This window comes from Streptomyces sp. P5F9 (genome assembly GCF_057961495.1).
In genome coordinates this window covers 1-11,146 of sequence record NZ_JBXVPZ010000322.1, presented here as the reverse complement: position 1 = coordinate 11,146, position 11,146 = coordinate 1, and the positions used below count along the sequence as shown (strand labels likewise).

The following is an 11,146-nucleotide window of genomic DNA, read 5'->3' as shown; positions in this document are numbered from 1 at the left end:
GACCCCGCCCGCCCCACCGTGCCGCTCGACGCGCTGCTGCCGGTGCAGTTGCTGGAGCGGCGCGGCGACTGGGCCCACGCGCTGTGCTCCAACGGCTGGTCGGCCTGGGTCGACGGCCGCCACCTGATCTCGGTTTCCCAGGACCCGCCGGCGGCCGGCGGCCCGTTGACCCGCACCGCCGACCCACGCCCGCTGCTCGCCCGCGCCGAACAGACCCTCGCCCGCTATCGCGGCGCGGTGGAGGACCTGGCGGGCGGCGGCCTGGACGGCGCGTCCTTCGAGGCCCGTACCAAGGGCCTGCGGATCGGCGTGGTCGTCGACGGCGAATCCGTCTGGCTCTACGACTCCGACCACGAGCGCTGGGTGTACGGCGACGGCACCCGCCTCAGCACCTACGCCTCGGACGACGGACCCCACGCCGAACCGGCCGACCCCGGCCATGCCCCCACCCAGGTCGTGAGCCCCGATGGCCCGTGACGCGAGCCTCTTCTCCGGCCGCCCCTCGGAGCTGATCGGGCAGCAGATCGCGGGTTACCGCATCGAGGACGAGATCGGCCGCGGCGGCATGGCCGTCGTCTACCGCGCCCACGACTTCCGCCTCGACCGCACGGTCGCCCTCAAGCTCCTCGCTCCCGAACTCGCCCGCAACGACACCTTCCGCAAACGCTTCACCCACGAGTCCCGGGTCGCCGCCGCGATCGACCACCCGCACATCGTCCCCGTCTTCGAGGCGGGTGAGACGGACGGCGTCCTGTACATCGCGATGCGCTACGTCTCCGGCAGCGACCTGCGTCACCTCCTGGACCGGGAGGGCCCGTTGGCGCTCCCTACGGCCGTACGCATCGCCACGCAGGTCGCGTCCGCGCTGGACGCGGCGCACGAACACGGGCTCGTCCACCGGGACGTGAAACCCGGCAACATCCTTGTGGCCCGCGGCACGGACAGCGACCATCCTGAGCACGTGTACCTCACCGACTTCGGTCTGACGAAGAAGTCCCTGTCCCTGACCGGGTTCACGACCGTGGGGCAGTTCGTCGGCACGCTCGACTATGTGGCTCCTGAGCAGATCTCGGGGCGGCCGGTGGACGGGCGGTGCGACGTGTACGGGCTCGCGTGCGTCGTCTACGAGACCCTGGCGGGGCGGCCGCCGTTTCGGCGGGACGATGACATGGCTCTGTTGTGGGCGCACCAGTACGACATGCCTCCGGCGGTCAGCGAGGCTCGGTCCGGTCTGCCGGGGCATGTTGACGAGGTTTTCGCGAGGGCGTTGGCGAAGAGTCCTGATGATCGGTACGAGTCTTGTCTGGCGTTTGTGACGGAGCTGCGTGGGGGTGAGGCCGGGCATGCGCCGACTGAGGTGGACCGGCGGGTGGCCTCGCGACGGGATGGGAGGCTGCCGGAGCCGCCTCGGTGGGCGGAGCCGGTGTTCAGGCGGCTTGGCTAGTGTTTCGTCTGCGGGTTGGTGGGGGCTGGTCGCGCCCACGCGGCGGAGCCGCAAATCGATACAGCCCCGCGCCCCTAAAGGGGCGCCGTAGTACCCGGCGTCAGGCCGTTGAGGGGTACACGTCGTGCCGTGATTCTGCGGCGCGCGATTCGCCAGACCGACCCCACCCGCACCACCGTGTCCTCGTACGTCACCGATCCGCACGAGCCGTCCGTTCTGATGCCCAACCCCTTTGACCGTGCGCGTACTTGGCCGTCGGGCAGCTCCTCGATCACCACGTTCGTCACGTGGTGCGCGACGGGGTTCCCGGCGCCCAACGCGAGGGCCGCGTCCGTGAGTTGGGTGAGGCTGGTGAGTGTGCCCTGGCCGAAGTCGGTGAGGTCGTACTCGACGTCCGGGGTGAACACCTCGGTCAGGCGGTCGAGTTCGCCCTCGTCGACCAGGTGGCCGTGCAGTGCGATCAACTCCGTTATGGCCAGGCGGTCTTCGAGAGGCAATGCCATGTCTGCCCTTCCTTTGGGTGGGCGCAGACTCTCATGCCTTGCGTTGCGGCTGCGCGGGGATTTCCACCTCGCCCCGTCGGTGGACCGGCCTTGCCAAGAGGGCCCCGAGGAAACCCGCGACCAGACCCCACACTGCGGCCAACCCCACCGCCGACCACAACTCCGGCTTCAGGGACAGGTCTCCGGACAGGCCGCCGCCCACGTCGCCGATGCCCAGGAGGGAGAGGCCGTAGTGGGCCGAGATTCGTCCGATCAGGCAGATCATGAGGACCGCGAGGGCAAAGGCGATGGCCAGGTGGAGGGCGTGTTGCCAGGCGCGTACGTGGGCCGGGGAGCGGACGGCCATCAGGAACGCCGCGGACAACAGCAGGACCGCGTCCACCACCAGGAGCCACCACACCCTGCCGTCGTAGGCGGCGAGCGAGTGCAGATTGAGGGTGGAGACGTCCGGGGTGCGCAGGACCTCGTCCAGGAGGTGCGGCATCGGCAGGCCGAAGGGGCCGTCGACCCGGCCGTTCCAGGTGGCGCCCAGACCGATCGTGAGGGTGAGCCAGACCAGGTTCGGCATGCCCAGCAGGATCAGGGCGAAGGTCTGGGTGGCGTTGCCGCGGGTCGCCGCTGTGACGAGGGCCAGGACGACGCCGAGCGCGACGTAGGCCAGCAGCAGGACCACCACGGCGAACGCGGCCGGGCGTACCGACGCGTGGAAGCGGAGGAGGCGGGCGGGGAGGGGTGCGCCGGGGGAGACCAGGAGGGACAGGACCAGAACTCCTGCCAGCCACAGCAGGCCGAACAGCACCGTCTGCGCTATGTCCGCCTCGAAGCCGACCTCGGGAGACGCGCCCAGCAGGTCGCCGATGTCACCGAGGGTTCCGGTGCCCAGGGAGATCGAGAATTTCTGGCGCGCGCCCAGGGCCAGTCCGATCAGGGCGAGCAGCCATAGGACGGCGATACGGGCGGCCCAGCCGGCCAGTTCCGCCCCTGAGGCGACCGCTCGGTGCCGCAGGGGCCGTAGGAAGCCCGCTGCGGTCATCAGGGTGCCGGTCAGTGTCACCGAGAGGGGGATGACGGTCAGGCCCGCCTTGGTGTCGGCCAGCGAGCCGGCGTTGCCGGTGAGTTTCACGGTGCCGCCCACCGCCGTCACCACCGTGGCCGTGACGACCCGGGGGAACGCGCCGTCCGGGAGGTCCGTCGCGCCCGCCGCCCACAGGCCGAGCGCGGACACCAGGCCCATGCCGAGGACTCCTGCCAGCACCGTGCCGAGCGCCTGGGGCCAGCCGTGTCGGGCCGCTGCCTGGTCAGAGGGGGTTCGGGGGGTCACGGTGTCACGCTAAGCAGCGGCCGGGGAGTGCGCCCGCCGGGAGGGCCGTCCGCGTCGGCTTGCGGGCGGACCATGACCGGAGCACACAATGGGTTCGTTGTGGATAAAGCGGCATGGATCGGTATGAATGCCGCTGCCGCCCGCGTCGGGAAGAAGAGCTCGTGAGCGTCGAACCTCCGTCTTCAGGCCGCCCCACCGGACCGCCCTCCGGCCCGCTGTCGGGACCCTCCCAGCCGCCTTCGGGCCCGCCCTCGCAGCCCTCGGGCGGCGGCGGTGCCGGGGCGCCGGAGCCGCACCGGCCCTGGTGGAAGTCGGCGCCGCGCGTCGCGATCCTCACGACCGCCGTGGTGGCAGCCGTGGTCCTGGCCGTCGTTTTCACCCGGTCCGACGGCGGTTCGAGCAACACGGCGAGCAAGGGCGAGGTCTTCCTGCAGTCCGCGGCCAAGACCGGACCCGATCCGTTCACCGGGTCCAGCGCCACCGAGAATTCCGCCCCGCCGGTCTCCGCCTCACCCACCGCCTCGGAACCCGTGAACGCGGTACGCGGCGTCGACGGCGGCGCCCCCGGCCTCTATGGCGGCACCCAGAACGTCTCCAGCTGTGACGTCGAGATGCAGATCAAGGCACTCCAGGCGGCCCCGGCGAAGAACACGGCGTTCGCGTCCGTCGCCGGCGTCCAGCCCGCCGGAGTCCCCGCCTACCTGCGCTCACTCACCCCCGTACAACTGCGCATGGACACCCGCGTCACCAACCACGGCTACCGCGACGGCGCCGCCACCAGCTACCAGGCCGTCCTCCAGGCCGGCACCGCCGTCCTCGTCGACAACCACGGCGTGCCCCGCGTCCGGTGCGCCTGCGGCAACCCGCTGGCACCGCCCGTCGCCCAGCAGACGACCCCGAAGCGCACCGGCGACACCTGGTCCTCGTACCGGCCGCAGAACGTCGTCGTGGTCACCCCCGCACCGCAGATCATCAACATCTTCGTGATCTACGACCCCGACAACCACCACTGGTTCGGCCGCCACCACGGCGACACGGGCAAGCACGACCACAAGACGCCGCCGCCGGTGAACCCGGCCAGCCCCTCGGTGACCGTGTCCCCGCCGACCTCGCCGTCCTCCAACTCCCCGTCGCCGTGCGCCTCCACGGCCCCCGGTACGCCGGGAACGCCCGGGACGTCCACCAGCCCGTGCCCGCCGACGTCGAGCGCGCCGTCCTCGCCGTCCTCCTCGTCCCCGAGCTCGGAGTCCCCGTCCTCCGGGCCGCCGTCCACGGAGTCGTCGTCGGCCTCCTCCGCCTCCTCGGCCTCGTCCTCCCCACCCGAATTGCCGGCTTCCGACACGACCACGACCTCGTCGTCCAGCTTCAGCGCGCCGGTTTCGCCGGGGTCGATTTCACCGTCACTCTGATCGGGGGGACTGCCGGGCGTGGGGCTGGGTACGAGCACTGGTACGACAGCGACCGGCAGTGCCGCCTTCCGAGAGAGACACGCATGATCGACCACCGGGACGGGGTAGTGATACCGACTCGTTTCGACGTGCCCGTGGAACCACTGAGGCGGGCGGCGCACTACACCGGCGAACCGGGCTGCATCTCAGCGGCCCGGCACTTCGCCCACCAGTTCGTGGAGCAGCTCAGAACCGAGTGGTGCGCCACGATCGACGACCAGTCCGACGGCGAACTGCTCCTGGTGGTCAGCGAGTTGGTGACGAACGCGGACCGGCACAGCAACGGCCCGTACATTCTGGAGCTGGAGGGCACGGACACCTCGGTGACGGTGTCCGTCTGCGACAGCAGCGTCGCCCTGCCCCGGCTCTTCGCCCGGGACCCCGAACGCATCGGCCGGCACGGCCTGGAGATAGTCCACGCCCTGGCCGCGCAGGTGAGCGTCGAACGGGTACCGGTCGGCAAGCGGGTGCGCGCCGTGGTGCACCTGAACGGCGAGGACCGCTAGGAAGAGCGGCCCTGCCCACCTCGCGCTGATCAGAGGGGATCGGTGAACGAGACCGGCTTGCCGGTGGCGTGGGCGTATGCGATCTCCCTGCTCGTGGACTCGCCGACATACCCGCCCGGGTTGACGACCAGAACCCGGTCGGCCAGGTCGATCTTGCGCAGGTGGAGGGCGTCCAGCGCGGTCTTCTGCTCGTCGGTGATCGACTCGTCCGCTTCGTGATCCTCGGCGCGCAGGAAGACGCCTGGCGCTACGACGATGACACCCGCGAAGGTCAGATCACGGTTCGCCGCGCTCATCTCGTGCGCGAACCGGGTAGAGCCGCAGATGCAGACAATCTCAGGTCGGTCGGGCACGGCTCGGTCCTTCGGGTCGAACGGTAAACCGGCGGTGTGCGCGTAGCATCACGGACGGGCGTACGAGCCCGCAGTTTACGCAGCGCGACACGGCCTAGGCGCTCACGTCCCGCTCCGGGTGGCCGTGATCAGCTCGTGCAGGTACCGCTTGGTGACCCGGCCGCCGTGCCGCGTCTCCAGCAGCTCCCGCAGACAGGCCAACAGGCCCTGGCGCGAGGGCTCGTCCATCGCGAGATGGTTCGAGTACGTGAGTACGATGTCGAGGTACTCGTCGGTCGTGTACGTGATCTCCCGCGCCCCGCGCCACACCGTGACGTCCCCGAAGTGCGCGGAACGCTCGAACTCCCCGGTGTCCGTTGCCGTTTCGTCCTCGGTGGGACTCCGGAAGCCGGCCGGGGTGGCCGGGTCCCAGCGTTCGTAGCAGCGCTGCATCCGGTCGAAGAAGTCCTGCGTGCCACCCGCAACATGGTGCGTGGTGACGACCGCGAGGTGCCCGCCGGGGCGGAGCGCGGACGCCGTCTTCGCGAGGAAGCTCCCAGGATCGAACCAGTGGTACGCCGTCGCGATCACCACCAGGTCGAAGGGCTCGTCCGGCAGCTCCCACAGCTCGAAGTCCGCGACCTGTACGTCCGCTCGCGGGAAGGCGCTCAGATTGCGCCGGGCCACCGCTGCGAGCGCCGGACCCAGCTCCACGGCGGTCAGCCGACAGCCGAACTCGGCCAGGGGGACGGTGAGTTGACCGGTGCCGGGGGCGATCTCCAGGACCCGGCTGTCCGGGCCGAGGTTCGCCGTACGGGCCAGTTCGTCGACCAGGGGGCGCGGATACCGGGGGCGGGCCCGGTCGTAGCGCTCGGCCGCCCCGTCGAATGTGTCGCGCAGCACCGTTCCGGCACCCTTTCGTATCGGCGATTCCCCCCAGGGCAGAATGCTGATCCCTTGCCCTCACGTCCACGGCTTTTAGTCTGAGGGGGTGAGCAACCAAGCGCCGAACCAAGCCCGCGTGATTCCGCTGCGCCCGCACGAGCCGGCCCCTCACCTGCCGGAGCCACAGGTCCCCGCGCCCAAGGAACCCCTGTGGCGCGACCTGGTCGGTGACGTCCTGCGACGTGAACGCCTCGCGCAGGAACGCACGTTGAAGGACGTGGCCGACGCCGCCCGGATCTCCATGCCGTATCTCTCGGAGGTCGAGCGGGGCCGCAAGGAGGCCTCCTCGGAGGTCCTCGCGGCCGCCGCCCACGCGCTGGGACTCGACCTCGGCGACCTGCTGTCGCTGGCCGGGGACGAACTCGGCCGGCACCGCAACAGGCGTCAGGGCAGGGTGACTTCGCCGTACAACGGGCAGCTCAGTCTGGTCGCCGCCTGACGGCGCCGCTCAGAGCGGGCCGAGGCGTCGGCTGACTACCTCGTCGGCCAGGCCGTACGCCACGGCCTCCTGCGCGGTGAAGACCTTGTCGCGGTCCATGTCGGCGCGCAGCGTGGCGATGTCGTGGTGGGTGTGCCGGGACAGCACCTCCTCCACCTGGGAGCGGATCCGCACCATCTCCTTCGCCTGGAGGGCGAGATCGGAGACCATGCCGCGCTGCCCGCCGCTCGCCGGCTGGCCGAGCAGCACGCGCGCGTGCTCCAGGACGGACCGCCGTCCGGGGTCCCCGCCGGCCAGCAGTACGGCCGCCGTCGACGCGGCCTGACCGACGCAGAACGTCGAGATCGGGGACTGGACGTACGTCATCGTGTCGTAGATCGCCATCAGCGAAGTGAACGATCCACCGGGCGAGTTGATGTAGATCGCGATCTCGCTCTCCGGCGACGACGACTCCAGATGGAGGAGTTGCGCGATGACGACGTTGGCGACGCCGTCGTCGATGTCGGTGCCGAGGAAGATGATCCGCTCGGACAGCAGCCGGCTGAACACGTCGTACGAACGCTCGCCGTTCGGGGTCCGCTCGACGACGTTCGGAATCGTGTACGTCCCCATGTCAGAGCCCCATCCGTCGCTTCGAGGCGGCCGGGCGCACATCGTCCAGCGATGCGACGACCCGGTCCACCATGCCGTACTCCTTGGCCTGTTCGGCCGTGAACCAGCGGTCGCGGTCGCCGTCGCGGGAGATGGTCTCCTCGCTCTGGCCCGTGTGCTGGGCGGTCAGCCGCTCGATGGTCTTCTTCGTGAAGTCCAGGTTCTCCGCCTGGATCTCGATGTCGGCGGTGGTGCCGCCGATGCCCGCCGACGGCTGGTGCATCATGACCCGCGCGTGGGGGAGGGCGTAGCGCTTGCCGTGGGTGCCGACGCTGAGCAGGAACTGGCCCATGCTCGCCGCGAAGCCCATCGTCAGCGTGGCGACGTCGTTCGGGATCAGCTGCATCGTGTCGTAGATGGCGAGGCCCGCCGTCACCGAGCCGCCGGGGCTGTTGATGTACAGGCTGATGTCCGTGCGCGGGTCCTCCGCGGAAAGGAGCAGCAACTGGGCGCAGACCCGGTTCGCGGAGACCTCGTCGACCTGGGTGCCGAGGAAGACGATCCGCTGCCCGAGGAGCTGGGCGGCCAGGTGGTCGTCGAAGCGGGAGGACGGGGTGTCGCCCTCCTCGGCGCGCGGCATGAGGGCCGGCGCGAAACCGGCCGTGAGTGGAGACATGGGCACTCCTTGTCGAGGGTGTCGAGAGTGTCGTGACCTGTCTCCACTGTCGGCCGACAACGCCCCGGCCTGGGGATTTCTAGGCTTTCAGCAGATTCGCCGTGAGCAGACGGGTCAGCCGACGCCCTTCTCCCGGCGTTCTCGGAGTTCCCGGAAGAAGGCCCGTACGTCCTCGGCCAGCAGGTCCGGTTCCTCCATCGCGGCGAAGTGGCCGCCCCGGTCGAGCCTGGTCCAGCGCACGATGTTCTCGGTCCGCTCGGCCTTGTGGCGGAGCGGGATCTGGATCTCGGCCGGGAAGACGGCGAGCGCGGTGGGGGTGGTCGACGGGAGCGTGGGCGCGGTGGCCCGGGCGCCCGTGGTGTGGGCCCACTCGTAGTAGATCCGGGCGGCCGAACCGGCGGTCCCCGTCAGCCAGTACAGCATCACGTTCGTGAGCAGCCGGTCCCGGTCGACGGCCTCCTCGGGGAGGTCCTCCGAGTCGGTCCACTCCCTGAACTTCTCGACGATCCAGGCGAGTTGGCCGACCGGCGAGTCCGTGAGGGCGTACGCCAGGGTCTGCGGGCGGGTGGCGTGGAGGACGGCGTATCCGGTGCCCTCGCGCGACCACGCGGCCCAGCGGCGCCAGGACTCCTGGGTGTCCTCCCGCTCCTCGGGGCGCAGCGCGGCCAGCTCCTCGGCGGTGGGCTCGGTGTGTGCCTGCGCGCCCATCAACAGGTTGAGGTGGACGCCGATGACACGGTCGGGGTGGGCGCGGCCCAGCGCGCGGGAGATGGCCGAGCCCCAGTCGCCGCCCTGCGCGCCGAACCGTTCGTAGCCGAGCCGGTGCATCAGTTCGGCCCAGGCGTCGGCGATCCGGCCCGTCTCCCAGCCGGTGTCGGAGGGTGGCCCGGACAGCCCGAACCCCGGGATGCTGGGCACCACCACGTGGAAGGCGTCGGCGGGGTCGCCGCCGTGGGCCGCCGGATCGGTCAACAGGCCGACGATGTCGACGAATTCGACGATCGAGCCCGGCCAGCCGTGCGTGATGATCAGCGGGGTGGCGTCCGGCTCCGGGGAGCGGATGTGCGCGAAGTGGACGTTCGACCCGTCGATGGTGGTGGTGAACTGCGGCCACGCGTTCAGCTCCGCCTCGGCCGCCCGCCAGTCGTACGCGTGCCGCCAGTACCGGACCAGGTCCCGCAGATAGTCGGCCGGTACGCCGTAGGCCCAGCCCGTGCCGGGCAGCTCGTCGGGCCAGCGGGTGCGGTCGAGGCGGGCGTGCAGGTCGTCGAGGTCGGCCTGCGGGATGTCGATGCGGAAGGGGTGGACGCTGTCAGCCTGCGAGGACGTCATGGAATTCGAGACTAGTTCCGGGCGGGGGATCGGCCACCCGGATTGTTCGGCCGTCCGACCGATGAGTTTCGCGGCGGGCGGGGGTCGATACAGATGACCGTGTTCGATGCACCCGGAGCCCATGGAGGAGCTCATGACCACCGACGCACCCACCGACGGATTCACCACGTGTCTCTGGTTCGACGGCCAGGCCGAGGAAGCCGCCCACCACTACGTGTCGATCTTCAAGAACTCCAGTATCGGCCGTATCAGCCACTACGGCGAGGGCGCCCCGCAACCGGCGGGCTCGGTGCTCACCGTGGAGTTCACGGCCCTCGGCCAGAAGTTCGTCGGGCTGAACGGCGGCCCCGAGTTCAAGTTCACCGAGGCGGTGTCCTTCCAGATCCCGTGCGAGAACCAGGAGGACATCGACTACTACTGGACCAAGCTCACCGACGGCGGCGAGCCCGGCCCGTGCGGCTGGCTCAAGGACAAGTTCGGAGTGTCCTGGCAGGTCGTCCCCAGCCGGCTCATCGAGATGATCACCGACCCGGACCCCGCGAAGGTCGCCCGCGCGACGGAGTCCTTCATGGCGATGGGCAAGTTCGACCTCGCCGCGCTGGAGAAGGCCTTCGCGGGGGAGTGACGGTTCCGGGAGAACCGGACGGCGGTGCGAGCCCGTGGACGTCGCCCAGGGGGCTGGGCGCGTCGTGGGCGGCCGGTTCGCGCAGCGGGTTTCGCGCTGGGGTCAGCTCTCGCTCTCCAGCAGCACCGCGTGCAACTCGGCCGCCCGCCGGGCCAGTTGCTCCGCCTGGCCGGTCTCGGCGCGGGTGCGCGGCCGGGGCAGGGTGATGTCGAGGACCGTACGGATCCGGCCGGGCCGGGGCGTGAGGACGACCACCCGATCGGCGAGCAGGACCGCCTCGTCCACTGAGTGTGTGACGAGGACGACGGTGGACGGATGCTCGCGGTGCGTCCGCTGCAACTCGGCGCACAACTCGTCCCGGGTGAGCGCGTCGAGCGCGGAGAACGGCTCGTCCATCAAGAGCACCCGGGGCCGCCGCATGAGCGACCGGCACAGCGCCACCCGCTGCTGCATCCCGCCGGACAGCTCGTGCGGCAGGCGGCGCTGGAAGCCGTCGAGACCCATCGTCTCGATCAGCCCCAGCGCCCGTTCGCGTGAGCCATTGCGTCGCTCGCCCGCAATCTCCGCAGGCAGCAGCACGTTGTCCAGCACCGACCGCCACGGCAGCAGCGCCGGCCGCTGGAAGAGGACGGCGCACTCGCGGCGCGGCCCGGTGACGGCCCGGCCGCCCATCAGCACCTCGCCCCGCGTCGGCGGCACCAGCCCGGCGATCAGCCGCAGCAACGTCGACTTCCCGCAACCGGACCGCCCGACGACCGCCACGAACTCGCCGTCGGCCGCCTCCAGATCGATGCCGTGAAGCGCTTCGACGGAGCCCCGCCGATGCGCGAACTCCTTGGACACGCCCCGTAATTGGATCACGCGTCGACTCCCGTCGGCCGCCGTGTGCGGAGTACCGAAAATCGCTCTGCTGGATTGTGACATGCGCGCGTACGATTTTCCGGATCGCGACCCCGGCGATAAAGCCCCCCTCAAGTGCCGCCG

General features: G+C 70.5%; 14 protein-coding genes. 6 read left to right on the top strand and 8 right to left on the bottom strand.

Going from position 1 to position 11,146, the window contains the following annotated elements; genetic code table 11:
* Both AC31A1_RS36165 and AC31A1_RS36160 read left to right on the top strand, forming a co-directional pair.
* The coding region (locus AC31A1_RS36165; RefSeq protein WP_489657371.1) for a hypothetical protein at positions 1 to 477 on the top strand (477 nt) is incomplete at its 5' end.
* Positions 467 to 1,444: a serine/threonine-protein kinase gene (locus AC31A1_RS36160; RefSeq protein WP_489657370.1), complete on the top strand. Its 978-nt coding sequence runs from the start codon at positions 467 to 469 to the stop codon at positions 1,442 to 1,444. The genes AC31A1_RS36165 and AC31A1_RS36160, both read left to right, overlap by 11 nt.
* 74 nt (positions 1,445 to 1,518) lie before the next feature.
* Here AC31A1_RS36160 and AC31A1_RS36155 read toward each other — a convergent pair whose 3' ends face one another.
* Together AC31A1_RS36155 and AC31A1_RS36150 are read right to left on the bottom strand one after the other, a co-directional pair.
* Positions 1,519 to 1,947, bottom strand: a complete 429-nt coding sequence (locus tag AC31A1_RS36155) for a nuclear transport factor 2 family protein (protein ID WP_489657369.1) — start codon at positions 1,945 to 1,947, stop codon at positions 1,519 to 1,521.
* 31 nt (positions 1,948 to 1,978) lie between these two features.
* Entirely contained in the window at positions 1,979 to 3,268 is a 1,290-nt protein-coding gene (locus AC31A1_RS36150) for a streptophobe family protein (RefSeq protein WP_489657368.1), read from the bottom strand.
* 161 nt (positions 3,269 to 3,429) lie between these two features.
* Here AC31A1_RS36150 and AC31A1_RS36145 point away from each other — a divergent pair, with 161 nt between their 5' ends.
* Positions 3,430 to 4,677, top strand: a complete 1,248-nt coding sequence (locus AC31A1_RS36145; RefSeq protein ID WP_489657367.1) for a DUF6777 domain-containing protein — start codon at positions 3,430 to 3,432, stop codon at positions 4,675 to 4,677.
* Positions 4,678 to 4,760: 83 nt separating this feature from the next.
* Positions 4,761 to 5,222 (top strand): ATP-binding protein, encoded by a 462-nt coding sequence (locus AC31A1_RS36140; protein WP_489657366.1) that lies wholly within the window; start codon positions 4,761 to 4,763, stop codon positions 5,220 to 5,222.
* A 29-nt stretch (positions 5,223 to 5,251) separates the two neighbouring features.
* On the opposite strand, the gene AC31A1_RS36135 is transcribed toward AC31A1_RS36140, so the two are convergent.
* Positions 5,252 to 5,575 (bottom strand): hypothetical protein, encoded by a 324-nt coding sequence (locus tag AC31A1_RS36135; protein WP_489657365.1) that lies wholly within the window; start codon positions 5,573 to 5,575, stop codon positions 5,252 to 5,254.
* A 102-nt stretch (positions 5,576 to 5,677) separates the two neighbouring features.
* The gene (locus AC31A1_RS36130) at positions 5,678 to 6,457 is read right to left on the bottom strand and encodes a class I SAM-dependent methyltransferase (RefSeq protein WP_489657364.1); all 780 of its coding nucleotides are present in this window, start codon (positions 6,455 to 6,457) and stop codon (positions 5,678 to 5,680) included.
* 88 nt (positions 6,458 to 6,545) lie between these two features.
* Here AC31A1_RS36130 and AC31A1_RS36125 point away from each other — a divergent pair, with 88 nt between their 5' ends.
* Positions 6,546 to 6,938, top strand: a complete 393-nt coding sequence (locus AC31A1_RS36125; RefSeq protein ID WP_328685430.1) for a helix-turn-helix domain-containing protein — start codon at positions 6,546 to 6,548, stop codon at positions 6,936 to 6,938.
* A 9-nt stretch (positions 6,939 to 6,947) separates the two neighbouring features.
* Here the strand turns inward: AC31A1_RS36125 and AC31A1_RS36120 are convergent, their stop codons facing one another.
* The 3 genes from AC31A1_RS36120 to AC31A1_RS36110 all read right to left on the bottom strand — a co-directional run bounded on the left by AC31A1_RS36120 (position 6,948) and on the right by AC31A1_RS36110 (position 9,537).
* Positions 6,948 to 7,550, bottom strand: a complete 603-nt coding sequence (locus tag AC31A1_RS36120) for a ClpP family protease (RefSeq protein WP_393039931.1) — start codon at positions 7,548 to 7,550, stop codon at positions 6,948 to 6,950.
* A gap of 1 nt (position 7,551) precedes the next feature.
* Positions 7,552 to 8,205: an ATP-dependent Clp protease proteolytic subunit gene (locus AC31A1_RS36115; RefSeq protein WP_365306107.1), complete on the bottom strand. Its 654-nt coding sequence runs from the start codon at positions 8,203 to 8,205 to the stop codon at positions 7,552 to 7,554.
* A 114-nt stretch (positions 8,206 to 8,319) separates the two neighbouring features.
* Positions 8,320 to 9,537 carry an epoxide hydrolase family protein gene (locus tag AC31A1_RS36110; protein ID WP_489657363.1) on the bottom strand — a complete coding sequence of 406 codons (1,218 nt, stop codon included), beginning with the start codon at positions 9,535 to 9,537 and terminating at the stop codon, positions 8,320 to 8,322.
* 121 nt (positions 9,538 to 9,658) lie between these two features.
* Here AC31A1_RS36110 and AC31A1_RS36105 point away from each other — a divergent pair, with 121 nt between their 5' ends.
* The gene (locus AC31A1_RS36105) at positions 9,659 to 10,162 is read left to right on the top strand and encodes a VOC family protein (protein WP_489657362.1); all 504 of its coding nucleotides are present in this window, start codon (positions 9,659 to 9,661) and stop codon (positions 10,160 to 10,162) included.
* A 102-nt stretch (positions 10,163 to 10,264) separates the two neighbouring features.
* Here the strand turns inward: AC31A1_RS36105 and AC31A1_RS36100 are convergent, their stop codons facing one another.
* Positions 10,265 to 11,023 carry an ABC transporter ATP-binding protein gene (locus tag AC31A1_RS36100; RefSeq protein ID WP_489657361.1) on the bottom strand — a complete coding sequence of 253 codons (759 nt, stop codon included), beginning with the start codon at positions 11,021 to 11,023 and terminating at the stop codon, positions 10,265 to 10,267.
* Positions 11,024 to 11,146: the final 123 nt, after the last annotated feature.

Excerpts from the sequence above, each read along its gene's own strand:
- AC31A1_RS36105 (WP_489657362.1), top strand. The coding sequence starts at position 9,659 with ATGGAGGAGCTCATGACCACCGACGCACCCACCGACGGATTCACCACG.
- AC31A1_RS36160 (WP_489657370.1), top strand. The coding sequence starts at position 467 with ATGGCCCGTGACGCGAGCCTCTTCTCCGGCCGCCCCTCGGAGCTGATC.
- AC31A1_RS36120 (WP_393039931.1), bottom strand. The coding sequence starts at position 7,550 with ATGGGGACGTACACGATTCCGAACGTCGTCGAGCGGACCCCGAACGGC.
- AC31A1_RS36140 (WP_489657366.1), top strand. The coding sequence starts at position 4,761 with ATGATCGACCACCGGGACGGGGTAGTGATACCGACTCGTTTCGACGTG.
- AC31A1_RS36155 (WP_489657369.1), bottom strand. The coding sequence starts at position 1,947 with ATGGCATTGCCTCTCGAAGACCGCCTGGCCATAACGGAGTTGATCGCA.
- AC31A1_RS36115 (WP_365306107.1), bottom strand. The coding sequence starts at position 8,205 with ATGTCTCCACTCACGGCCGGTTTCGCGCCGGCCCTCATGCCGCGCGCC.
- AC31A1_RS36110 (WP_489657363.1), bottom strand. The coding sequence starts at position 9,537 with ATGACGTCCTCGCAGGCTGACAGCGTCCACCCCTTCCGCATCGACATC.